Annotated in this window: 19 protein-coding genes and 1 pseudogene; all 20 read right to left on the reverse strand. The window is 46.9% G+C overall.

Going from position 1 to position 23,962, the window contains the following annotated elements:
* Positions 1–153: 153 nt before the first annotated feature.
* On the reverse strand, positions 154–579 hold the full coding sequence (locus DSCA_RS17965) for a MaoC family dehydratase (RefSeq protein WP_155317734.1): 426 nt from the start codon (positions 577–579) through the stop codon (positions 154–156).
* A 46-nt stretch (positions 580–625) separates the two neighbouring features.
* Positions 626–2,578 carry an acetoacetate--CoA ligase gene (locus DSCA_RS17970; RefSeq protein WP_155317735.1) on the reverse strand — a complete coding sequence of 651 codons (1,953 nt, stop codon included), beginning with the start codon at positions 2,576–2,578 and terminating at the stop codon, positions 626–628.
* A gap of 81 nt (positions 2,579–2,659) precedes the next feature.
* Positions 2,660–3,994 (reverse strand): TRAP transporter large permease, encoded by a 1,335-nt coding sequence (locus DSCA_RS17975; RefSeq protein ID WP_155317736.1) that lies wholly within the window; start codon positions 3,992–3,994, stop codon positions 2,660–2,662.
* Positions 3,987–4,499 (reverse strand): TRAP transporter small permease subunit, encoded by a 513-nt coding sequence (locus tag DSCA_RS17980; RefSeq protein WP_167527846.1) that lies wholly within the window; start codon positions 4,497–4,499, stop codon positions 3,987–3,989. The genes DSCA_RS17975 and DSCA_RS17980 overlap by 8 nt, the downstream gene beginning before the upstream one ends.
* 165 nt (positions 4,500–4,664) lie before the next feature.
* Positions 4,665–5,774: a TRAP transporter substrate-binding protein DctP gene (dctP, locus tag DSCA_RS17985; RefSeq protein WP_155317738.1), complete on the reverse strand. Its 1,110-nt coding sequence runs from the start codon at positions 5,772–5,774 to the stop codon at positions 4,665–4,667.
* 145 nt (positions 5,775–5,919) lie between these two features.
* Positions 5,920–7,542, reverse strand: coding sequence for an AMP-binding protein (locus DSCA_RS17990; protein ID WP_155317739.1), 1,623 nt, complete (start codon positions 7,540–7,542; stop codon positions 5,920–5,922).
* A gap of 2 nt (positions 7,543–7,544) precedes the next feature.
* The gene (locus DSCA_RS17995; protein ID WP_155317740.1) at positions 7,545–9,152 is read right to left on the reverse strand and encodes an ATP-dependent acyl-CoA ligase; all 1,608 of its coding nucleotides are present in this window, start codon (positions 9,150–9,152) and stop codon (positions 7,545–7,547) included.
* A gap of 55 nt (positions 9,153–9,207) precedes the next feature.
* On the reverse strand, positions 9,208–9,423 hold the full coding sequence (locus DSCA_RS18000; protein ID WP_155317741.1) for an acetyl-CoA carboxylase biotin carboxyl carrier protein subunit: 216 nt from the start codon (positions 9,421–9,423) through the stop codon (positions 9,208–9,210).
* A gap of 130 nt (positions 9,424–9,553) precedes the next feature.
* Entirely contained in the window at positions 9,554–10,708 is a 1,155-nt protein-coding gene (locus DSCA_RS18005) for a beta/alpha barrel domain-containing protein (RefSeq protein ID WP_155317742.1), read from the reverse strand.
* 56 nt (positions 10,709–10,764) lie between these two features.
* Positions 10,765–11,562 carry an enoyl-CoA hydratase-related protein gene (locus DSCA_RS18010; RefSeq protein WP_155317743.1) on the reverse strand — a complete coding sequence of 266 codons (798 nt, stop codon included), beginning with the start codon at positions 11,560–11,562 and terminating at the stop codon, positions 10,765–10,767.
* Between the two features lie 15 nt (positions 11,563–11,577).
* Entirely contained in the window at positions 11,578–13,197 is a 1,620-nt protein-coding gene (locus DSCA_RS18015; protein WP_155317744.1) for an acyl-CoA carboxylase subunit beta, read from the reverse strand.
* Positions 13,198–13,385: 188 nt separating this feature from the next.
* Positions 13,386–13,553, reverse strand: coding sequence for a Com family DNA-binding transcriptional regulator (locus DSCA_RS33240; protein ID WP_155317745.1), 168 nt, complete (start codon positions 13,551–13,553; stop codon positions 13,386–13,388).
* A gap of 39 nt (positions 13,554–13,592) precedes the next feature.
* Positions 13,593–14,747, reverse strand: coding sequence for a TetR/AcrR family transcriptional regulator (locus DSCA_RS18025; RefSeq protein WP_155317746.1), 1,155 nt, complete (start codon positions 14,745–14,747; stop codon positions 13,593–13,595).
* Positions 14,748–14,974: 227 nt separating this feature from the next.
* Positions 14,975–16,157 (reverse strand): annotated as a pseudogene (locus tag DSCA_RS18030) (IS3 family transposase).
* A gap of 56 nt (positions 16,158–16,213) precedes the next feature.
* Positions 16,214–16,990, reverse strand: coding sequence for a pantoate--beta-alanine ligase (gene panC, locus DSCA_RS18035; protein ID WP_155317747.1), 777 nt, complete (start codon positions 16,988–16,990; stop codon positions 16,214–16,216).
* Between the two features lie 595 nt (positions 16,991–17,585).
* Positions 17,586–19,568 carry a hybrid sensor histidine kinase/response regulator gene (locus DSCA_RS18040; RefSeq protein ID WP_155317748.1) on the reverse strand — a complete coding sequence of 661 codons (1,983 nt, stop codon included), beginning with the start codon at positions 19,566–19,568 and terminating at the stop codon, positions 17,586–17,588.
* Between the two features lie 459 nt (positions 19,569–20,027).
* Positions 20,028–20,666, reverse strand: coding sequence for a TetR/AcrR family transcriptional regulator (locus DSCA_RS18045; protein WP_155317749.1), 639 nt, complete (start codon positions 20,664–20,666; stop codon positions 20,028–20,030).
* Positions 20,667–21,122: 456 nt separating this feature from the next.
* Positions 21,123–21,725 (reverse strand): acetate uptake transporter family protein, encoded by a 603-nt coding sequence (locus DSCA_RS18050; RefSeq protein WP_167527847.1) that lies wholly within the window; start codon positions 21,723–21,725, stop codon positions 21,123–21,125.
* Between the two features lie 280 nt (positions 21,726–22,005).
* A complete protein-coding gene (locus DSCA_RS18055; RefSeq protein WP_231716209.1) occupies positions 22,006–22,929 on the reverse strand; it encodes a BKACE family enzyme in 924 nt (307 codons plus the stop codon).
* A 9-nt stretch (positions 22,930–22,938) separates the two neighbouring features.
* Complete coding sequence (locus DSCA_RS18060) at positions 22,939–23,940, reverse strand: (Fe-S)-binding protein (protein ID WP_155317751.1); 1,002 nt, start codon at positions 23,938–23,940, stop codon at positions 22,939–22,941.
* Positions 23,941–23,962 lie beyond the last annotated feature (22 nt).

Raw genomic sequence — 23,962 nt, forward strand, 5'->3', positions numbered from 1 at the left:
ATGAGGCCTTCAAAACACAGTCGTGTGACAGATGCGGTTACAAACGGCTCACTGGAGCTTCAAAGACAATCGTATCTGATCTTTTTCACTTATTACAAGTTTAGGGATTATTATGTTAGACGACTGGCCTTCAGTCAAAAGGCTTTATACTACTCATGTAGGTGGCATAACCAGTGCCGTGCCCTCAGCCACCAGTTCATTTTTCTGGTTGACCCAAGTCAACTTCAGGCGAACCCATCGTTTATCTTGCAGCTTTTCAGACACTTGCGCCGATGCCGTAATCGTATCACCGATATAAACCGGTGCCTTGAAGCGGCTGAATAGTTCTAAGGCCACTGTCCCTAATCCTGGCAGTTTTGTTCCCAGTACCGGCGCGATCAGGCTTTGAGACAGGGGGCCATGGGCAATGCGGGTTTTGAAACGCGTCTGCCGGGCATAAGCTTCGTTAACATGCATGGGATTAAAATCACCGCTTATGCCGGCGAATATGTATATGTCACTTTCAGTGATAGTTTTACTGAAGGAGGCTTTTTCTCCGACCTCCAACACATCATAGGATTTCCCTTTTTCATAAAACATGGTGATTTCCCTTTCAAGGAGGCCTGTCTGCTATCTTCGATGCCATTCAGTACTTCAGTTCGGGAAGGTCTCTGAAGCACTCAAGGGAATCTGGGTTGGACAACGCTTCTCGGTTGGTTACATGCTGGTTTTCAACTACGTTCTTGACAGCCAGTTCTACCTTTTTCATATTGAGAGTATAGGGGATGTCCATGACGGCCACGATTTTGGCCGGAACATGGCGGGGCGAGGCATTGGATCGAATCACCTGTTTGATCTCATCCTTTAACGATTCGGTGAGGATACAGCCTTCCTTCATGACCACAAAAAGAACGACCCGCACATCGTTCCCCCAGCGCTGCCCGATAACCACACTATCGGCCACTGCCTCGATAGTTTCCACCTGGCGGTAGATTTCGGCTGTTCCGATGCGCACGCCACCAGGATTCAAAGTGGCGTCGGACCGTCCATAGAAGATAACACCGCCGGTTTCAGTGATCTGAATATAATCGCCGTGGCACCATACACCGGGGTAATCCTTGAAGTATGCTGCCCGGTATTTCGCGCCATCCGGATCATTCCAGAAAAAAATTGGCATGGAAGGGGCGGGCGCAGTGCAGACTAGTTCTCCACGTTGGTTGGTAACGGATTGGCCGTTCTCATCATACGCCTTCACGCTCATCCCCAGGCAACGGCATTGCAATTCACCGCTGTAGACGGGCCCCATAGGACTACCCCCAGCAAAACATCCATTTATATCCGATCCTCCTGATATGGAAGCCAGTTGGACGTCCTGTTTAATCCGGGTGTAGACATAGTCGAACTGCTCAGGTGACAAAGGGGAGCCAGTGGATAAGATCGTGCGTAAGCTCTTCAGGTCGTAGTCTATGCCCGGACAGGCACCTGTGTTTTCAAGAGCCGCCAGGTAACCTGCGCTGGTGCCAAATACAGTGATACGCTCATCCTGAGCCATTTGCCAAAGCGCTCCGGGATCAGGGTGAAAAGGATTGCCGTCAAAAAGAACGACCGTGGCGCCAACCGCCAGTGCACAGGTGAGCCAGTTCCACATCATCCAACCGCAGGTAGTGAAGTAAAAAATGGTGTCGTCTCGGGTCAGATCGGTGTGCAGTATGTGCTCTTTAACCTGGTTAACTAAGACACCACCTGCGCTCTGCACCATGCATTTGGGGAGACCAGTGGTGCCTGAAGAGTACATAATATACAAGGGATGATCGGCCGGGAGCTGGACGAATTCGATCTCCAGTCCGTTTTCACTGGAGACGAATTCGTCGTAATGGACGGCATTGGCTATACTTTTGATATTAGAACGGTTCTTTCCGTAAGGAACCACCACCACAGTTTGGATGGAGGGAATCTGATCGACTATCCGGGACAGTCGATCCAAGCAATCGATGGACTTGCCTTTATATCGGTAACTGTCGGCAGCGATCAGCATCTTGGGCCGGATTTGTCCGAAACGGTCGAGGACCCCTTTGATGCCAAAGTCCGGTGAACAGGAGGACCAGACCGCGCCCAGGCTGACCGCAGCCAGCATGGCAATGATGGCCTCTGGCATATTGGGAATAAATCCCGTGACACGGTCTCCTGGTTTGATGCCACGGTCCTTCAGGGACCTGGCCAAGCAGGCCACGCGGTTGTAGAGCTCGGCATAGGAGATCTGATAAGAATCGGCGGTTTCGGCTTTAAACGATAATGCCATGCGATCATCCCGGTAGCGTAGCAGGTTTTCGGCAAAGTTCATCCGTGCGCCCGGAAACCAATTCGCGCCCGGCATTTTATCAAGATTGTCGACAACACGATCGTAAGGTTGGGAAGCTACAATTCCAGCAAAGTCCCACAAGGCCGCCCAAAAATCAGGGATATGATCGACCGACCACTTGTACAATTGATCGTAGTGACCCAGATCAGTATCGAGTTTTTGGTTGATGAATTGCATGAATCGAATCATGTTGCTGTTGTTAACCCGTTCTTGGGATGGATACCATTTAATCTCATTCATAGTAATTCCTTCATTGCTAAGGAAATAGATAACAACTACTACTTTTTACTTTAGCTATTTTTGAAATACGCTTTGGGATAGTTAGTTTACTAAAACACCGGCAAACCATGTAATCGTGGTTGGGAAAACAAGGCATATTAGCAACCCTAAGCAGATCATCAAGCAAAACGGAATGCTTCCGGCCCAGATTTTTTCGGTGGTTACCTCCGGTGGAGCACATCCTTTCAGATAAATCAGGGAATATCCGAACGGCGGGGTCAAAAACGAACTCTGCAACATGATAGCGCACATTACTACAAACCAAAGTTTGTCGAACCCAGCAGCTTCAGCGATAGGTATAAAAATGGGAAAGGTAATCATGACGATGCCGATCCAATCGATAAACATTCCCATTATAAAAGTAATCAGCAGCATGATGCCCAAGGCCCCCCATTTATTTCCCATGCCAATGGTTTGGATAAGATCGGCCACTACATCCCCGCACCCGGAGCCTACGAAAACTCCGGTAAAACAGGTTGCACCTACCGCAACCATTAACACCATAGAGGTAGTTTGAGTGGTATTGAGGACAACACTGAACAAAACTTGCCTATTAAATCGCTTATAAATAATTACGAGAATTAGAGATAGGGCCGCTCCCATACCAGCGGCTTCGGTGGGTGTGGCAATGCCAGCAAAAATGGAGCCTAAAACCCCGACGATTAGTATCAATGGAGGAACCAACGATTTAACCACCTTGAATAATATTTCAGAGGATGTCACCTTGGACCGCTCTTCAGCGGAAAGGGCTGGTCCAAGATTCGGATTGATCCAGCACATGACAATGACATATAGCATGTAAAGGCCTCCCAAGATCAATCCGGGAACAATGGCCCCCGCAAACAGCTTACCCACGGATATAGATGTCTCATTGGCCATTACAATCAGCATAATGCTAGGGGGAATAAGGATACCTAGAGTACCGCCTGAGCATATGACGCCGGAGCTTATTCGCATATCGTACCCGTATCGGTTCATAATCGGCAGGGCCAAAACACCCATTGTAACAACCGATGCACCAACAATTCCGGTACAAGCAGCAAACAGGACAGAAACAACAATTACAGCAATGGCAATTCCTCCCTTGAGTGATCCCATAACGTATCGCAATGCATCGAACAGGCCGTCGGACACTTTGGATTGTCCTAACATTTGGGCCATAAAAATGAACAAGGGGACTGCGATGAGCACATAGTTGTTCATCATACTGAAGATCCTGCTCATAAACATGTTCAAGGAGTCCGGTCCCCAGGAAATTAGCCCGAAAATTACCGATAATCCCCCAAGCACAAATGCTAAGCTATGTCCCAAAAACAGGCCTATTGCCAGGGAGGTGAACATCAGAACAGTTAGCAGTTGTGGGCTGATATCAATCATGAAAGTCTCCTTTGGATGGATTAAGTATCAGCACGCGCCTGGTCACATTCGCAACACCTTGTAATATTAGCAGCAGGAATGAAAGAGGGATAACCGTTTTGATTGGGTACAGGGGCGGGGCGAAGACACTCCAGCTTGTTTCCCTGGTGGACCATGATATCTGTGCATAATCAATTCCCTTCCACAGCATGACAATGGTAAAAGGGAAAAAAAAGATTAGGTAGCAAAAGATATCAAGCAGGGCTTTTCTTTTTTTAGAAAGCCTTGACCGGAAGATATCAACAGAAACATGTCCATCTTGCATTAGGGTGAACGCGGAGGCAATCATGAAGTTAAGCCCGAATAGATGCGTACACGTTTCAAAATTCCAGATGGTTGGCGAATTGAAAAACCGCCGTAAGACCACTTCTAAAACCGTAAGCACCATCAGCAGCAAGGCAATCCAACTGAAGGTTTTTCCGAACCAGGCATTAATCTTCTCAATGACGGTTACATAGGTGTCCAAAGATTTCATCCCATTTCTCTCTGGCCAATAGGGTTTAATTATAGACGATATGTGCCAATTTTTAGAACCCGCCGTTGATCCACTGCCGCTTAAACAGTTAGGAATGCATTTGAGGGCAGTGGATGAACGAACAAGACTATGCCTTTAATTCCATTTTGGTGAAACCTATTGTGTGGCTGCTCGGCGCAACTTTTCCATATCCGGCAGAATGATCTGCCTGCTTAGCAGCCCCAGTTCCTTGTCACGAGTATTTGTAAGGACATTCATGGCGCTGAACATTGAATAAACTACTTTGGCGAATGTTGGATTTTTTTCAGCCTCTTCTACAATATGGTAGTAGGACAATTTTTGTATTTCCTCCATGACTGCTTCATCCAAATAATTAACTGTAACCCCTTTATCCATGAATTTTTTTGCATAAAGACTACCCTCGTAATTGTAATGGGCAATCCCCCAAGCCATCGTGGCTGTTGCGGCCACTTTGAATTTTTGCTGGATATGCGGAGGTAGTTGGTCCCATGCCTTACGGTTGACCATCAGTCCCATAGGAGATGCCGGCTGGTGCCACCCTGGAGAGTTCCATACGGAGGTAACTTCCTGGAAGCCAAGGCTCCAATCATTGTCGGGAGTGCTGAACTCTGCAGCATCAATAACGCCTTTCTCCAATGCCTGATATATTTCTTGGCCTGCTAACATGACTTGCGATGCACCCAAATCTTTAAGAATTTTCCCCTGGAACAGCCCGGACATCCTAATTTTTGCTCCTTTGAAATCTTCTCGTTTTGTAAAGCTCCTTTTGCCACGGAGACCAGACTCCGGAGGGAGCACCGTATGGAAAAAGTAGAGCAAGCCATGTTTTTCGAAAACATCCATGGCAACCTTGTCCCCGCCACCTTTGATGATCCAAGTCATCAAATCCATTTGCCCTGGACCACATGGGAGCGCTCCCAGCGCACCGAATGCTGTATCTTTACCAGCCCAATAACCCGGCCAGTCGAACCCGATTTTTACGACCCCACTTTGAACTGCTCCAAAGACTTCGAAAGATGATACAATCTGGGGGGCTGGGTATAGTTTGACTTCCAGCTCACCTTTGCACAACTCGTTGAGTGTCTTGACAAAGTACTGGTCAGCCTTAATCAAGGTGATGGCCGGCGTCCATACCGTGGCTGCTTTCCATTTAATTAGCTTTGCAACGACAGGAGTGCCTGGAGCAAAAATTACAGCGATTAGAACAACGATAACCGAAACAGTTTTTAATGTTCTCTTTGTCATCACAGTTTCCTTTCGTTGTGAGCAATTAGCTTTCTTGATTCTGCTGCCCGAAAATCTATAAGAGGCCCATAGATATGCCTCTCTTTAAATTGGATTAGTGTACCTCCTCATATAAAATTGAAGTGTAAGGTGATGTATCTTGATGTTAACAAACTATTTTTTCTTTCAATGCGATTTTGTTAATCTTACCTGATCCCAGTAGAGGCCATTCACCACTGCTGATGAAATAAACTTTTTTAGGAGTCTTGAATTTACTTATTTTCCCTTTACAGAAGTCGAACACATCCTGTTGTACCATCCTGTGCTCTGGCTCAATTTCGATTATGGCAGTAACTGCTTCACCCCATTTTTCATGGGGAACGCCTATTACTTGGACGCTTCTAACACCGGGCATACTCTCAAGGAAAATTTCTACTTCTCTTTCAGACACATTTTCCCCCCCCGTTTTAATCATCATTTTATAACGACCACGGTAGCTGATGTTTCCGCCAAGGTCTTTACATCCGTAATCTCCCGAGTGGAAAAAACCGTCACTGTCAATTGCTTTACGTGTTTCTTCCTCATCTTTATAATACCCTTGAAACCTGCTCCACCCTCGCAAGCAAATCTCACCATTTTCTTCGGGTCCAACCTGATCACCTGTATATGGATTAATTATCTTTACCTCAATGCCTGGCCAAGGTTTACCATTCGTATGTTTACGGATATAATCGTCGACTTCGTCGAAACTCATACTGACACCGGTACCCTCACTGAACCCGTAGTGATGGGCGATGACCTTTGCACCAGGAAACACATTTCGACATTTTTCGTACCATTCCGGCCCGGCGGCCAACAGTATGTTGCCTACCGATCCCAGATCGCAGTCGTTGAAGTTAGGGTCATTTGCAAGCGCATTGAAATGCGCTTCGAAACCACAGAAAAAGTTGATTTTTTGAGAATTTATTATTTCAAGAACTTCAGGAGCTACGAATTCGTTGACATGCAGTTCGTATCCGCCGGTCAGAGCACCGAGGGGAAAGTAGACGCATCCGGCAATATGGTAGAAGGGGAAGTTGCATAGCAATTTACTGCGGGGCGTCATGTTGAATGTTTTAGGAATCAAGTTTAGGCCTATGCCGAGCAGGCTGGTGTGGTTGTGCATCGCACCTTTGGGAAAGGCGGTGCTTCCGGAAGTGAAAAGGATATTGCAAATGTCTTCCGGCGCGCCCATTGCAATCATGTCGTTGATTTTTTTTCCATTACAGCTGCGGCCAGATTCCATAATATTTATAAAATCATGGCAAAAAAGATAACGCTTACCTGAAGGGCTCAGACAGACGATTCGCTCAAGACTGGGGATAATTTTCGAGGATATGGAGTCTTGGACACCGCCCGTGATATACGGATCGAGCTCGGTCAACAATCCAACATAATCTCCGGATTTCAATTTGTCTGTCATTATCAGCGTCTGGATGTCGCCCTGTCGTAGAATATATTTGAGCTCCTCAGTACGAAAATTTATGTTGATGGGTACGATCACGGCACCAATGATATGCAGGGCGTATTTAGTCAGGATCCATTCAGGAGCATTGCCGAACAGTGTCCCCACGCGGTCACCTTTTTTAACCCCTATTTCACATAATCCGGCGGCCAGCATAGCCGACTCTTGGTATAATTGGCCGTATGTCCACTTTTTGCCCTTAAAAACGAGGGCCGTATCATCTCCGTATTGCTGCACCGCGGTTTGCAATTGTTTTGCAATTGTCACTTTTTCCCAGTTCGGCATGATTATCTCCTTTTTTCCCGGTGCAGCTTCATATGCCGAGTGCGGTCCCAAGAATGGGCGATCAGGTCTTCGACTTCCGATTTGAGTACATTTTTTTGAATTTTCTGGGTGGCTGTTTTGGGTAAGCTATCGCGAAATTCGATAAAGCGAGGTATTTTGTAATAAGCTAATCGTTGTTCGCACCATTGGATTAGATGTTCCGGTGGCAAGGAAACCCCCTCGCATGGGACTACATAGGCCTTAACCTCTTCGATTCGAATAGAGTCGGGTACCGCTATGACGGCGGCATCCAGAACATCAGGGTGGTCAGATAGGACCGATTCCACTTCGGATGCAGAAATGTTTTCTCCGCTCCTGCGAATCATATCCTTTTTCCGGTCGACAAAATGATAATATCCATCTTCATCACGGTAGCAATAGTCGCCTGTATGAAACCATCCATTGCGCCAAACTTCTGCAGTGGCATCCTGATCTTTCAGATACCCGGACATGAATCCTTTACGGCGGAATATCTCGTCGGAAGAGCGGGTCAGCAATTCACCGACAGTTCCATCGGGGACTGAACGATCATTGTCGTCAACAATGCGCGCCTCTACTTCCGGCAGGAGTTTCCCAAAGGCTGCGGTTCCAGGCTTCCGCTCCTTCAGCCTCCGTCCAGTCAGGAAAAGTCCACCACCACCACCTTCTGTGGAGCCGTATACCTCTAGTAAAGCAACGTTAAACCGCTTTTCGAACTTTTCTTGGATATCTTTGGGCACGCCAGCCCCGATCCCGTAAACGGTTTTACCACCATAATCATATTCACTTTCAGCTAGCCCCATTAACATTGCCGGAATAACTCCTAGGTAGTGAAAGAATGTGACTTGATGCTTCCGAATATCCTGCCACCATGTCGACGGATGAAAGCGGTCGACGAGCACAACTGACGCACCGGCGGTAAGGGCACCCATTATAGTCAGGGTTTGTGCGTTCATATGGAAAAGAGGCAAGGGAGTCAGGATTACATCCTTATCCCCGACCATATGTTCACGGACATACATGGCACCTAAGTTCAGGTAATAGTATTGATTGACCAAGCACCCTTTGGGCCGTCCAGTTGTTCCGGACGTATAGAGAACGGCGGCCTCATCATCACAACTGATGGTCGGCGTTTCTTGCGGAGCTTGACCATGTCTGAGCAGGTCCGAAAAAAGCACACAGCCTGGGGGAGCGGATGGTGTATCTAAGACGATCATCGATTGTATGCCGGGGCAGTCCTTACGGGCTAAATCGACTATGTCGAAATGAGCTGAATCGGTGATCGCCATGACCGATTCTGAGTGATCGAGTAAGTACTGGGTTTCATAGACGGTAAAGTCGACATTGATCGGGACCATGCTTGCGCCGATTTTGTTTAAGCCGAACCAGAGATGAAGATATTCAGGCCTGTTCATCAACATGACGGCCACCCGATCTCCTTTTTTCAACCCTAGCCGGAGGAAGGCACCCGCCAAATTGTCTGAGACTTCATCCATTTGCCTAAAAGAAATTGTTCGGTTTTTGAAATAAAGAAATGTTCGGTTGCCAAATTTTTCAGCTGCCCTTTGAATAAGTTCTGCTGTTGATTCCATATTTCCTCCCAATGCTGCCTCTTTTCCGGAAATTATTTATGGGAATCAATACCGTCTAATTAATGATGACTAGTACTTGGTTCATGGCGACGTTATCATTTTTTGCCACGAGGACATCAGCAACGGTCCCGTCTGCTGGCGCACGCAACGGATTTTCCATTTTCATTGACTCGATGATCACAGCATCCTGTCCGGCTAAAACGCTATCGCCTTTGTTCACCAAAACGTCGACAACGATTCCAGGCATTGGGGATATGATTTCGCTTTTCATTTCAGCAAGCTCCTTCTCTACGTTTGTCTCGAGCGTTATTTAAGCAACATTTTGCACACGAAATACGGGCTATGAATGCGGCGTTGCCAAAGCGGCTTTGCGCTGAAATTTTTCTGTTTGCGTTTTGGCATCAGGGCGTCTTTCCAGTGAGTATTGGGTCAAGATCCACATTTTCCGGCCAGTTTTTCGGAAAAGATTGTCCGGGCGCTTCCCCCCGGTGCGCTTTTTTTTCCGCAAGGCCTTTACGTTTGTATTCTTCCCTTGGTTGTTTGGGGATTCTCCCGTTCAAAATGGACTCGGATCTCAGACGCCTGCCAATCGTTTTTTCCCATTTATTGCCAAGAGCCAAAACCCGTTCTATATCTATACCAGTCTCCACCTTCATTTCATCCATCATGACTAGCATGTCTTCTAGGCTGACAAGTCCGACGATATTCGGATCTCGGTAATAGTATTCCCCTGTTCCTCTGACGGGCACACCATCCAGGAAATTGGCGGGTTGTCCGCCGATGCCACCCATGACGCCTTCGTGGATCTCCACACCAGCAGCCATGGCGGCCAGGACATTGGCCAGCCCCCAACCCCGTGTGACGTGAAAGTGGGCTACGTGCAGGTCGCGGTTGGGAATCTCATCCAGAACCATGGAAAAATATCGGTAGACTTGATCCGGCGGAGCTGATCCGTCGTGGTCGGCGTGTTCGATGTCGTCGGCGCCGATACTAAGCCAGCGTTTGGTGAACTCCAGAGCGTCTTCGAAACGCGTGGGACCTGAAATCGGACTGCCCCAGATCGTGCTTACTGTTCCGAAAACCCGAATGCCGACATCATGGCACTTTTCAATGCAACGGCTGGCTTCTTGCCAGTATTCCGGTAGAGTCGTACCGGAATTGGCATAATGATGCTCTTCATCTGTGGACACCATCATTCCGATCCGATCCGGTCCCCAACCTTCCTTTCGACCGGCTATGGCCCGATCCACACCGGTTTCCCTGATAGCTACACCTGTCAGTTCAATATCGTCGAAATTAATTCCTTTTCTCGACAGTCGCCGGCTGTCGCGGACCCGTTTGAACAATTCTTCAGCATCCCTGAACTGAGGCAAAAAAGCTGGGTTAGCGAAATTGGTAATCTCGAGCCGCTTGAATCCAGCCAGTATAGCTTCTTCAACATAAAATACTTTTGCCTCAGTAGGGATAAAATGCTCCTCATGCTGCAGCCCTTCTCGAATGGAAATATCGCCGACACGAACTGTTTTAGGGTAGCTCAGTTCAAATGGATTGCTCATTCAGTTCCTCCTTTTCGATTCCTTGTTTGGCAATTGATGTATCCTAACGCCAACAGCTATTTCCCAGTGAAAACAGGCTTGCGTTTTTCTGCAAAGGCATCCAGTGCTTCCAGCCTGTCCTGGGTTGGGATGGTAATTTCATATGCTTTGGATTCAAGAGGCAGGGCAACACCGAGGCTGCACTGCGAACCATAGTTCAGTGCGAATTTAGCTTGCTGGACCGCCACCGGGCCGTTATCTGCAATCTCCTTTGCAAGGGCCTGCGCGGCTTTCATCAGTTTATCGGATTCAGCTACCTGGTTGACCAAACCAATCTCCAATGCAGTGCGAGCGTCTATTCTCCGGGCGGTATAGATCAGTTCTTTTGCCTTGGCCAAACCAACGATCCTGGGCAATCGCTGGGTGCCGCCACCGCCTGGGATAATGGCCAGACGGGTTTCGGTTAACCCCATCATGGCATCTGCAGCGGCAATTCTCAGATCACACGCAAGGGCAAGTTCAGAGCCACCGCCGAATGCATACCCATTTATTGCGGCGATCACCGGTACCCGGGCGTTCTCAACTGCTGCCATAGTGCCGCGAACCGTAGTGATAAAGCGCCGCACCTGATCATCGCTAAAACTGCGTCTTTCTTTGAGGTCTGCTCCGGCTGAAAACGATGCTTTTTTGCCTGCAAGTGGCGGGGCACCAGTTATTATTATTACCCTTATAGACAAATCGAAATTACTTTCCTCGACGACCTGCTTGAGCGTAGTAATCATCTCCATGTTCATGCAATTCATAGCACCGGGACGGTTCATAGTCAGAATAAGCATCCCATTCGATTTCATTTCTTGTAATATGGTATCGGACATCTGCCTTTCTCCTTATTAAAATTTAAAATTTCCGAAACTCGATTGTTGGATTGGTTTCAGCAACGAAACTTCAAAAGCCGTTGCCAGTGCATCCCTGCACATGTTGAGTGGTAAAGTGCCGTCATGGTACATGCGAGCTTCAGTGTAAAAGGGGTGTGCCTCACGAGAGTATTTATCAATCATTTCTTGCTCAAATTTCTGGAACTCTTTCTCATCTTTATTCTGACCACGTTTTTTAGTATTGGCTCGCTCAAGAGTAGTTAAAATGTGACCTGCCGTTCTACCTGACATCACCGAGGTGCGCCCACGCATGGTATTGAATATAAAATTGGGATCATAAGCGCGGCCGCACATCCCGTAGTTGGCAGCCCCGTGGTCTGGCCCGATGACCCATTGAATTTTTGGAACATTGGCGCAAGCCCCAGCCCTGACCATATTGGAGCCGTATTTACCGATGCCGGCATACTCTTCTTCAGTACCCACCATGTATCCCGGAGAATTCTGAATATAAAGGATTGGTAATTTTTGAGTGCAGCAACGAACGATCCATTCGGCAGCCTTGCGAGCAGATTCGACAAAGATAACTCCTATGCTGTTACTGGCAACGACTCCTATGCTCAGACCTTTGAGACGTATTTTACCGCAAACGATATTATCACCCCGACCGGGGCAATAATTGCGTTTATATTCGCTGAACGCCGAATCATCAGCGATTGCTGCTATTACCTGCCTGACGTCAATACTTCGGTAAGGATCTGAGGGAAGTACTTTGTACAAGTGGTCATCAGGTACCCGGGGCAGGCGCTCAGGCTGGCGGTCTGCATATATTTTTTGAGGGGGGTCATGTGATAAAAGCTCACGAAGCTTTTCAATCCCTTCGTCTTGTGAGGTAACAAAATGATCGGCGCCACCTGAAATACTAGTGTGTATTTTTGCGCCGCCTAAGTCTTGCATAGTTACTTCTTCCCCGATTGCGGATTTGACCATTGGAGGCCCGCCAAGGAATGAATAGGCCAGCTTATCAATCATGATGGATTCGCATGCAAGGTATACCGTATAGGCGCCGCCGGCAGTGTTGCCTCCTGTGCTTAAGGTATATTGTTTTAGGCCCTTGGCGGACATCCGGCTCATGTTGTAAAAAAACCGTCCGAACTGGTCACGGCCGGGAAATACGCGGTCTTGCATAGGCAAGAATCCACCCGCCGAGTCACCGATATAAATAGTGGGAATACCGCATCGATCGGCAATATCCTGAGCCCGCAGATGCTTTTTACAATTGATGGGGTAATATGCACCGGCCTTGACACGGCTGTCATTGGCAATGATCATTGCCCAGTTACCGTGAATCTTACCAAGTCCGGTCGCTAAACCGGCCGAAGGGACATCTTTAGTGGTTTCATAGTCAAGGCCGAATCCGGCACCCCGGCTTAGCTCAAAAAAATCTGTTCCAGTGTCGATTAGCTGTTGGATTAACTCACGCACAGGTTTTTTCCCCTGATGTTTAAGTCTCTCGATCTGCTTTTGACCGCCAGGGTTGTATGCTTTGTCCCAAAGGGCATGAATTTGCTTTTCTTCATTTTTCCAGTGAGCACGGTTGTTTTCAGTAATCTGTGCCTTTTTTAGGTCATCGGTCATGATTGAATCCTCCATAGTTTGTTCGGGGGTTCATTTGCCTCTCTTTTCGCGACTTTGTCTCACGCCGGTTATAATAAAAAAAGCCGATTGCGAGGATATATTTTCCTCGAACCGGCTATCTTCGTAGCTCTGAGTAAACGTGGCGCTCTATGACGCTCGAATTATGCGTGCCTTCAGGCTTTTCAGGTTTATTTATGAATGGTAATAATTTTTTTACATTTAGGGCAACGAGTTTCTATTTCTACCACATTACCACGCATCAAAAGCCTGTTACAAACAGGACAACGGTATTCCTTCTTATCACATGTTTTCAGGTCATTTTTCACCTCAGCAGTATCCGATTTTGATTTTATCATGATTTTTTAGGGCTGTCTTTTTACGCCAGCGGCCTCTTTTCATGAATTTTCTTTTAGTGCATCGATAAATAGGCTAGCAATTTCGTTTCTAACCTTTATAAGGTCGTAGTTCCGTTTAAAAATAATCCAAGGAATTAATATATGATCTATTGATCCAAAAAGTAACGCCCGGCAAACGGTTGGTCTGAGTTCACTTATAAACACCCCGCTGTTTTGGCCATCCCGGATTATCCCTTGAATAATTGAGAAAATTTTTTCCAAAATTTTGTTACTTTCTGAATAGTAGAATTTCTTATTTGGACGCAACATCAGCACCAATATTCTTGAATAATCATGATCTTCATTGTAAAAGTTGAATAAAGAATAGATCATTTTTCTGAGTTCGATTTCTGGCGAATTTCCGCTAAGTTCGTCCAGCAATTGACCTAATTTTTCCTCCGGGATATTAATCAGTAAATTTTCTTTATTTTGATAATAATCGTAAATAGTCCCTTCTGATACGCCAGCTTGACGAGCGATTTCCATTACATTGGTATCTTTATACCCATAGCTTGCAAACAGTTTACTGGCGCAACAAATGATCTGTCGACGTTTCCGTTCCTTTTTGTTCGCGGGAGAAATAATGGTCTTTTTTCTTGTGATTGCATTGTTTATCAAATCAAACAGATGTTCAGCTACCTCAAGGGGACTGGTACCATTTTTCAAGGTCCAGTTTATTGCAACATGATCAACGGTACCAAGGATCATATCGCGTACGATGCGAGGTGGAATTGATTTACGAAAACTACCCTCGGCGACGCCTTGTTCAATGATAGTGGTAAAAATACCACTATACTGCTTTAATTTTTTATAGGCGCTGGACTTGTAAAATTCTGGATAAGATCGCGACTCGAGGATAATCTGAATTTCCTTGCGACTGGCCGAATAAAACTTGCAGTGACACCAAACTGCCTTGCGAAGTTTGTTGATCGCACCAAGAATTCCCTCAAGGTGGTCTTTTATCCCCTCTATGCTTTCAATGAGAAACTCTTCAATAATTGCAAAAAGTATCTCTTCTTTACTATTAAAACATGTATAAATTCCAGAGGGGGCAATTTGTGCTTCTTTTGCGATCTCAGAAATCGTTGCACCCTCGAACCCTTTCTCAGCCAAAACCCTTGTGGCTGAAGCAAGAACTATAGCTCGTTTGCTCACTATGGCCTTACCCCATAACTATGAATATTGATCAATGTAAATTTAGAAATGATTTGTATTCATATTAACTTGACCTATCTTTGTCAAGCAGATTATATAAATAGCCAACTAACATAAAAAACTAAGAAAAATAAAGCTAATAATGTATAGAAAAGAGCAACAATGTTCAATATACAGCCATTACCTCCAGCAAAGCTTGAATTTCCCCCGAAATAGTGGACACTGAGTTAAGCAGCAAGAGGGAATGTTTCGTATTCTTGAGGCGTTGCATAATCAGGCACAGAGTGACGCCTTTTTCGGTTGTAGAAGATTTCGATATAGTAAAACAGGCTGGTGGTCGCTTATGAGCGGCTGAGGTACCGGTGATGATTCACCCATTCGGTTTTCAGCAGATGGAAGAAGCTCTCCGCAACCGCGTTATCATAACAGCTGCCCTTGCGGCTCATGCCGCAGGTCATCATATTTTTAGTGAGCATTTTCTGGTAATCACCGGCGGCATACTGGCTGCCCCGGTCTGAGTGATGCATCAATCCCGATGCGGGGCTTTTAAGGTCCAGCGCCATCTGTAGCGCATCGATGGATAGTTGACGGGTCATCCGAGAAGAGGCAGATCAGCCGACAACCTTGCGGTTGAACAAGTCGATTACCACAGCCAGATACAACCACCCTTCCTGGATATGGATGTAGGTGATATCACCGACTCAGGTTCGGTCCGGAGCGTCCACGGTAAACTCCTGGCTCAACAGGTTGGGTGCCACCGGCAGGTTATGCCGGGAGTTGGTGGTCGCTTTGAATTTCTTTTGGGTACGAGTCCGGATACCGGCTTCACGCATAATCCGGGCAACGCGGTTTTGGCCGCAACGGATGCCCTCATCGGTAAGATCCCGGTGAATTTTCGGTGATCCGCAGATTCCGTGACTGGCGATATGGAGGACGCGTATTTTGTCCTCTAAGGCTCGGTTTTCAATTCTTCGAGGGCTCTCCGGTCATGTCAGCCAGGCGTAAAACCCAGAGGGGGAGACATTAAGCAACGCGCACATACGGCCTACCTTGAACGCCTCCCGGTGATCAGCAATGAATTGGAATTTCATTTCTGATCCTCCGCAAAGTAGGCCAGCGCTTTTTTTAAGATATCGCGCTCTTCTTTTACCCGCTCCAGTTCTTTTTTAGAGTGCGAAGCTCCTGGTCGCCAGGCTTTTGCCGACCTTTGCCGGGAAAGGCGTTTTGAGGATCATCCGCCAACTGTTGCTTCCAGCGGCGCAGGACACTGTATTCAATGCCCAAATTTCTGGATGCTTCGGCAATGCTGTATCCCTTTTCTGTGATCAGCGCCACGGCTTCCTTTTTAAATTCCCGGCTGTAGCTCTTTCGTTTCTTCTTTGACCATTGAACACCTCCTTCTGCCCATATACCTTGGGCTCTTCGAGGTGTCCACCAAATCGGGTAAAATGCATTATAACGCAGGATCATTTTTGATTTCCCTCGTATAAGGGCATATTGTCGATCAGCCTAACTCCGCCGCAGTGAATCGCCGCGCAACGGCGGCCTTTAAAATCCTGGACATAGTCAACCTCAAACCCATCGGCTTCTAGCAAACGGGCCACCTCCTCGGCCGGCGCTTGAGCAGCCAATATTTTCGGAAACCTGGCCGCCTTCTCACGATGCCTTTTAGACAGGTGGAGATTGCGCGAACTTATGGCCAGGCGGTCTATATCGCGAACCGTGGGACAACCAACAATGATCAAGGGCATGAAAAAAGCTTCCACCATGCCTTTGACCAACTGGAGTTGCTGCCAGTCCTTCTCACCGAAATAAGCCCGTTGCGGTCGGACTAGGTTCAATAACTTCATGACCACGCTAAGCACTCCATCAAAATGACCGGGGCGGTGGGTGCCACACAACAGCGGGCTGACTTCGTTTTCGGAAACGCGATAACGATAATCGTCAGGATATAGTTCGCTGTAGTCGGGGAAGAAAATTGCATCCACCCCTTCAGCTTCACACAGTTTCCGGTCCGCTTCAAAGGTGTTCGGATAGTTGGCCAGATCATTCTCATCATTGAATTGGGTGGGGTTAACGAACAGACTGATGGTACAAATATCATTGTCCTGTCGACAGCGGGTGATTAATGACTGGTGTCCCGCATGAAGCGCCCCCATGGTAGGCACCAGCCCCACATTTTGTGTTGAAGGAATCACGTTGCGCCAGTTCTGCCAGGAGCTGATACTGGTAAAGATCTCCATAGTTATCCTACGCGTCTATGATTGTAATAATTCAGCGAGTTATGATTCATATGACGAAATCGTATGCTTGGACATTCAACTGCCATGTGGTATCTCAATTTCCTGTAGGGCAATATTGAATCAGCCCGACAACAGGGTTTTAAGCGGCTTAATCACTATACAAACACTGCGTCCTTGCACACTTCACAACTTTCGAATGTCAGACGACAGAGCTAAACAACAAAGATAGCTTCCTTATCGGCAACCATTGGCGTCAATGTCAGCGTGATCAGCTCGGTAAATCCTTTGTGTCCCCCGGCTTCCAACCCCTCCGTTATCAAATATTATAAAGAATAGCCGTGTTAGTGAAGGTCATCCAGAAAAATAGACATTAGGTTCAAATAGCCATTGCAGATGTTCAGGTAGTAAAGGTATGGATTCTAAAAAAATGCTAAAAAAGGAAATCCGGAACCTCCATGTGAATAACCATAACACTCAATGAGTCTGGTTGCCTCTTCATTATCCAAGTTTACAAATGACTCCATATGGTCCTCCTCCAAAAACATCTTCACCCGGGTCCATGTATGGGTTCAATGCACACTGATAAATTGAACTTTCAACAATTCTGATTTTTTCTTTTTTCTCGAATCGAATTATTTTTTTCAATACCCAAACGGCTAATTTTTTGAGACAATTCGGATACAACAAACGGTTTCTGGATAAATCCGTTGCAGCCCCTCTTGATGATCTCTCGCGCCTGGCCATCGATAGCGTACCCGCTGGACAGGATCACCCTGATATCCGGCAGAATCTCACGGATATGATCGAATACGTCTCCCCCGCCCATGCCTGGCATGACCATGTCCAGAAGGACCAAATCTATTTTTGAGCCCATCTGTTGAAGCGTTTCGATGGCCTGTTGACCGCTATTGGCTGTTGCCACTCGATATCCCAGCCGCTCCAGAATTTGCTGCCCAACCTCCAGAATCATATCCTCATCGTCGACTAACAGAATTGTACCCGTACCGGTGATAATTTCTTCCTTCTCAGACACGTGTTTAACCACTGGTTTATCCAGTGCCGGCAGATAGACCGTGAATGTCGTGCCCTGCCCAACTTCACTGTAAACAGTGATCGTTCCACAATGATTTTTAACAATGCCAAAAGCCGAGGCCAGCCCCAGCCCCGTTCCCCGGTTTCTTTCCTTGGTCGTAAAGAACGGATCGAAGATACGAGACAGATTTTCTGTATCGATGCCGATACCGGTATCGATCACCTTTATGCGGGCGTAGGTTCCCGGTTCCAGTCGGTAGGCAGTACAAAATTCCTCGTCCAGGGTGATGACTCGGGTATTCAGGTGCAACGTTCCGCCTCCGGGCATCGCCTGCCAGGCGTTTACGAACAGATTGATCAACACCTGCTCGATCTGTCGGCTGTCCGCCTCCACCACGATATCGCCGTCATGGAACTCAATATGGATGGCGATCTCTTTTTTTGTGCGACCGAACATCGTGGCCGTGGTTTGTAACATGTCATTAATATCGATCGGTTTGACCTCGTACTTGCCGCCCCGGGTATAGCCCAGTAGCTGGTCGGTCAACCCCCTGGCGCTGCATATATAGTCGTCGATGGCGTTCAGATGTTCTGCAAGGGGGTGGGCATCTCCCAGATCCATGGATACCAATGTGCATCGGCCCTGGATGCCCATCAAAAGGTTGTTGAAGTCGTGGGCAATACCCCCTGCTAACGTGCCGAGGGCTTCCATCCGCTGGGCAATGTGAAGTTGGGTCTGCAGTCGTTTCTTTTCGTGGATGTCGCGGATAACCCCGTGGGTGCCAACGAACCGTTTCTTGCCATCGGGTGGGACCGATTCATATATCCCAATGGATTTGACTTCGACATTCAAAAAGCGATCTGGACCGAATTTCTTTTCTGACGCCTGCAAACGCAGTTCAAGTTCGGTAGTGGTTCGATTGCCCGAACGGCCCTCGTTAAATAACCAGTGCACTTTCTTTCGATCAGCTTTCGCCACGAACGTCGCATAGTGCTTGCCGATGAGTTCCTCGGGAGCGTATCCTAATAGCTGTTCAACGCTCTCACTTAAAAAGGTAAACTTGCCGTCGGTGTCCAGCGTGTAGATGATGTCGGGGATGTTCTCAACCAGGGACCGATACATAGCTTCGGACAATTTCAACTCTTGGTCGATGATATCCTTTTCCTGGCGAAGCAGTCGCTGGGTCAGTGCATTCTCAACCGTTTTGAGCAGTTCATCGGGTTCAAAAGGTTTGCGAATATAGTTATAGGCGCCGCAACGCAATGCCAACAGGGCCGAATCGAGATCGGTATCGCCGGCGATGAAAATAACCGGGGTGTCGGGGTGTTGAATCTTGATGTGGCTTAGGATCTCATGCCCTCGTATATCCTGCAAATGAACGTCCAGGATGACCAGGTCGAATTGGGTTGTTTTCAAAGAAACCAGGGCGTCTTTGCCACAGTTCGCCGATGAGACCTCGTAGGTCCTGCTTTTAAGCAGCGCCTCCAGGCTGTTACACATCCGTGGATCGTCAGCGACGATCAGGATTTCTAAGGATCTGGTCATTAGTCGGACAATCAGCGTTTTTCGTTTGTAACCAATATTATTGATTATTTAGCGCGTCTATCAGTTCGGATAAGTGATTCAACTTCGCGTTAAGATTATTTCTGCCGGATTGATAAAGGCTCTCCATAATCTCCTGACGGGTTTGATTATCCGGAGCATTGGAAATAATCGTTCGATCTCATCCTGTAGTTCTTTCAGTTGTGAATTGTGCTGAATGAGTTCCTTTAAATCGTCATGGACCAACTAAATCGTCATGTACCAACGTTGACGATAAAACAGGTAGAGGACTGGGCGCACCATCTCACCGCTTTAATAAGATGGCTTTGCGCCCAGTCCTGCGCGGGAAGTGGAGGTGCCAGGTAGGCCTGTCCCGCGACGAGCTTGGATTATCTATTTCACATCAATCTGCCAGATTACCACCTATCACAACAATCATGATGAACCCTATTTTTAAACTCATCAATGTTGCGGTGCTTGCAGCCCCCTGATGAAGATCTCAAAGGCCAACTCAAATTTGGCACGAACAAGATCGTCTTTAGCATTGATGACCTTATTGATCTCTTCTCGTAAAACGACCCCGGAAAACAAACCCCAAAGAATGTCGGCCAAGGCGTTGGGATGATGGGCGGCAAAGGCCTCTTCATTCAGGCTGGTACTTAAAACTCCTATTATTCTACCCAGAATTTTTCTGGCCAGCTCCGTAATCTCCGTTAAAAGTTCATAGGAGATATGCTGCAAGGTTTCGATAGATTGTAGTTTGAACATGTTGATAAGCACCAATGGATCGAAGTCGTATGTGCCCAAAAAACAGTTTTTCAGGTTTTCCAACCTTTCCACAGCAGATGCGCCCACCTCTTCGTTGGTGTGCTCCATCCGGATCAATAGGTACTGAAGGGTCCTCACAGGTAATGACGCTAACAGTTCCTCCTTGCTATCAAAATACATATAAAGAGTCCCTGGACTCAATTCGGCTTCTTTGGCGATGTTACCCATGGTCGTATTTCCATATCCATTTTCAACTAGTACGCGCCTGGCTGCGATCAAAATCTGCTGGCGGCGCCTTTCTCTCTCTCGCTCTCTGCGCTGTGAGGTTCCCATGGCTTCTCAATTATCTCGCTCAGTTGATGCTTCGGCCTGGTTGCGATCGTCCAATAGTAGTAACACAGGCTGCCAGGGTCAATTATCGTTTCGGGAATTTGGACGTATGTCCTGATATTGACATGGTCGCCCGAATTAACCATCCGTGCGGCCGGACCATACATTTGGGTCATCCCGATCCGCGAGCGCAGGTATCACATACGCTTCCAGCCGGGCACAATTCTCCACGTCAACCATCAGGCAACAGCACGAGAATTTATTTTATCCTGAAGGCGGCTACCCAATTACAAAAGCTTCATGCCCAGGCGGCTGGTGACAGATAACCAAACCTTTCCTGTCGCAGTTGTCGCTTGTAGAGGTAATGGCCACATCCATGCAAAAACATACTATAGCATATTTTTGGATAGTATCCTTGTTATCGTCTTTAGATCAGAGCGTATATATTCTTTTCAGTTTTCAATCAACGACGACAATAGCTTTCCCGGTGGGTAGTATTGCTTTTTTGAAGACGGTATTTAACACAGTGGCCGCGGCCAGATATAGCCCGAGAACACCCAGTATGAGCAGGCAATACGCAGCTATGGGCGCCGCGAAGGACGGATTAACAGCCTTGAATTTCATTAATGTAAGGAACCAAAGGGCAATGTCCGCAAAAATAAGTGCGGCCAAAAACACAGGAGAACCGACAAGATACGCTGGCGTTATTACAGTTAGAATGATTGACAGGCAAAGCCAAGCATAAGGATCGCACGTTGCGCTCCAGTGAATATCGTTCGCATGGCAGATAAATTCTGCTGCGTTGAGAAGTCCTGTTACAAACATGAAAAATGCCCCAAATAAAAGCATAACGTTGCCACCCGTTATATTTCCCTCCTTCAACTCAATAACTCCAGCTGTAAACTGTGCTACAAAACCACCGAGCAACCAGATGGCAACTGCCAGATGGGAATCGGCACCTATTCTCCCTGTCAAGAGGCCAAAGAAAATGAAGCAGGCAATTGATAGTGCCGTTAGCGCTTGCGGACTCGGATTGGCGAAACCATGTTCTTGTTGGGACATTTTTTCTCTCCTTTTATAGGATTTTAAGTTACTGCTGAACAACACATTGGTTAATCGTACTTCTTTCATTTGCTTTAGTCGGATAGTCGAGACCTAATACTCAGTGGATCAGTTTGATAGGCTCTACCAGACTATAAAAATAGAGCTCCTATTAAAAGAGCGTGTTTCATGAGTGGATACCGGGGGAACAACGCTTTCAAAAAAGCTCAATGCCGTCGGTCACTGCCAATTCCCTCGACTGTATCACCCTGGTTTAGGGATTAGTAACTTCGTAAACTTGCTAGAAGTCGACACGATTAAGCCCCCTTAAATGCAGGATTTGGCGCGCCTCGTCAGGCGTAGCAGTTTCAAGCCCAAATTCTTTAGATATACGTACTATTTTTTCAACCTGCTCGGCATTGCTTTTAGCCATGACACCTTTTTCAAGATATAAGTTATCTTCCAAACCCACCCTCGAATGCCCGCCCATAAGCATTGCGGCCGTACATAACCTAAATTGATTTTTCCCCGCAGCGCAAACCGACCATTCAAAATCACCGATGAGATCAGTGGCGGTCTTTTTTAAAAAAACAAGATTTTCGATGGTTGCCGGTATTCCACCAAGAATTCCCATGACAAACTGAAGGTATACGGGTTTTTTGATCAACCCTTTCTGTATCAAGAAAGCTAAGTTATTGATCATTCCTATATCATAGATCTCAAACTCGGGCTTCGTACCCAACTCGTTAAAGATGCTGTTAAATTCACGTAGTGTTTTAAATGTATTTGGAAAAATAAAATCTTCGGTCATAGATAGGTAACCGCGCTCCCATTCATATTTAAAACTTTTCAGATTGTCCAAGGCATGAAAGAGTGCAAAATTTATTGATCCGGCGTTCAAAGATGCGAGTTCCGGGCGAAAGGTTTTAACGCCAACCACTCGCTCATCTGTCGTTTGGCCTAAACCACCACCTGTCGTGATGCAAACTACCAGATCCGTTTCAGCCTTAATTTTCGTTAAAACTTCACGGTAAAGGGATTGATCCGAAGAGGGCCGTCCATCTTCGGGATCCCTTACGTGAATGTGGACGATTGCAGCGCCGGCGCCATGGGATCGAATGGCCTCTTCGGCGATTTCATCCGGTGTTATCGGTAAGTATGCTGACATCGAAGGGGTGTGAATACTACCGGTAATCGCAGCGGTAATGATCACTCTATTCATCATTTCATCCTTTTAGTTAAATGCGTTTACTTTTATTTCACCCAGCGCCATTCGGGCTAAGTCGCCTATAAACAGAACGGGCAATCGGTTCCTATGTGCAGCAGGTGAAAGAGCATGCATACACATTGGACAAAGGCAGACAAGGGCCTGCGCACCTGCATTTATGGCGTCTTTGACATTTTCTTCTTGATGGGGCGTCGGATCCCCCATGCCGAGTATTTTCTTAACGCCTGCACAACACATGGCATTTTCCCTATCATATTTTCGGTCCACCCGTTCTGCGCCCACAAGATCCAAGAGTTCGTCAATAAAGTTTTCCTTTTCCGGCGTGTATCTAGAGGCGCATGGCCGCTGATAAGCGATTTTAACATTCAACGACTTAAGGCTATGGTGCTTTGGTTTAAGTCTCCGCAAAAGGTGCTCGGCCAGATGGACCGGACGAAATGGCACATCGAGACCGTATTCGGGTGCGAAGTGGGATAACATCGTGTAACAATCATCATGAAAACAGACTACCTCTTTAGGATTGTTTCGCGCCAGATTCTGAATCAACCTCTTAACGTGCTTTTCCTGGATGGATGCCCCTCCGATATGACTGAATAGGACCCAGCAGAAATAGGGATTGCCGCTTACCTGAGGCATGTCGTACAATGCGCCTTTGATCAATTCGGGATCGGTTTCCTTGAACACGCACAAGGATAGAATGCTATCGGCATTGAAGGCCGCAACCTCGTCATCGTTCGAGGAGAACCGGCGTTCGACAGCCTTAAGTTTCTCTTTTGGAAAAAGGGTATAGTATTTTTCCTGCAAGGATGCTATCAAGTCGAAAGGATAGGCTTGCTCCGGGCAAATTTCGTTACAGGCAAAACAAGTAATACAATTTTTTAATACGGACGAGTATTCTTTTTTAATCAATTTTTTGACTATCCCGATAGCCTCTTCACCATCGACTTCCATCCAAGGACATTGGCTTAGACATTTACCGCAGCGGTTGCATAAATCTTCTCTAAACATGTATGTATTATCTTTCAGCTAT

The organism is Desulfosarcina alkanivorans (genome assembly GCF_009688945.1).
Lineage (GTDB): Bacteria > Desulfobacterota > Desulfobacteria > Desulfobacterales > Desulfosarcinaceae > Desulfosarcina > Desulfosarcina alkanivorans.

Excerpts from the sequence above, each read along its gene's own strand:
- DSCA_RS33240 (WP_155317745.1), bottom strand. The coding sequence starts at position 13,553 with ATGATAAAATCAAAATCGGATACTGCTGAGGTGAAAAATGACCTGAAA.
- DSCA_RS17990 (WP_155317739.1), bottom strand. The coding sequence starts at position 7,542 with ATGCCGAACTGGGAAAAAGTGACAATTGCAAAACAATTGCAAACCGCG.
- DSCA_RS18040 (WP_155317748.1), bottom strand. The coding sequence starts at position 19,568 with ATGACCAGATCCTTAGAAATCCTGATCGTCGCTGACGATCCACGGATG.
- DSCA_RS17975 (WP_155317736.1), bottom strand. The coding sequence starts at position 3,994 with ATGATTGATATCAGCCCACAACTGCTAACTGTTCTGATGTTCACCTCC.
- DSCA_RS18015 (WP_155317744.1), bottom strand. The coding sequence starts at position 13,197 with ATGACCGATGACCTAAAAAAGGCACAGATTACTGAAAACAACCGTGCT.
- DSCA_RS18055 (WP_231716209.1), bottom strand. The coding sequence starts at position 22,929 with ATGATGAATAGAGTGATCATTACCGCTGCGATTACCGGTAGTATTCAC.
- DSCA_RS18000 (WP_155317741.1), bottom strand. The coding sequence starts at position 9,423 with ATGAAAAGCGAAATCATATCCCCAATGCCTGGAATCGTTGTCGACGTT.
- DSCA_RS18050 (WP_167527847.1), bottom strand. The coding sequence starts at position 21,725 with ATGTCCCAACAAGAACATGGTTTCGCCAATCCGAGTCCGCAAGCGCTA.
- dctP (WP_155317738.1), bottom strand. The coding sequence starts at position 5,774 with ATGACAAAGAGAACATTAAAAACTGTTTCGGTTATCGTTGTTCTAATC.
- DSCA_RS18005 (WP_155317742.1), bottom strand. The coding sequence starts at position 10,708 with ATGAGCAATCCATTTGAACTGAGCTACCCTAAAACAGTTCGTGTCGGC.
- DSCA_RS17995 (WP_155317740.1), bottom strand. The coding sequence starts at position 9,152 with ATGGAATCAACAGCAGAACTTATTCAAAGGGCAGCTGAAAAATTTGGC.
- DSCA_RS17970 (WP_155317735.1), bottom strand. The coding sequence starts at position 2,578 with ATGAATGAGATTAAATGGTATCCATCCCAAGAACGGGTTAACAACAGC.
- DSCA_RS18010 (WP_155317743.1), bottom strand. The coding sequence starts at position 11,562 with ATGTCCGATACCATATTACAAGAAATGAAATCGAATGGGATGCTTATT.
- DSCA_RS18045 (WP_155317749.1), bottom strand. The coding sequence starts at position 20,666 with ATGGGAACCTCACAGCGCAGAGAGCGAGAGAGAGAAAGGCGCCGCCAG.
- DSCA_RS17965 (WP_155317734.1), bottom strand. The coding sequence starts at position 579 with ATGTTTTATGAAAAAGGGAAATCCTATGATGTGTTGGAGGTCGGAGAA.
- DSCA_RS18060 (WP_155317751.1), bottom strand. The coding sequence starts at position 23,940 with ATGTTTAGAGAAGATTTATGCAACCGCTGCGGTAAATGTCTAAGCCAA.
- panC (WP_155317747.1), bottom strand. The coding sequence starts at position 16,990 with ATGGAGATCTTTACCAGTATCAGCTCCTGGCAGAACTGGCGCAACGTG.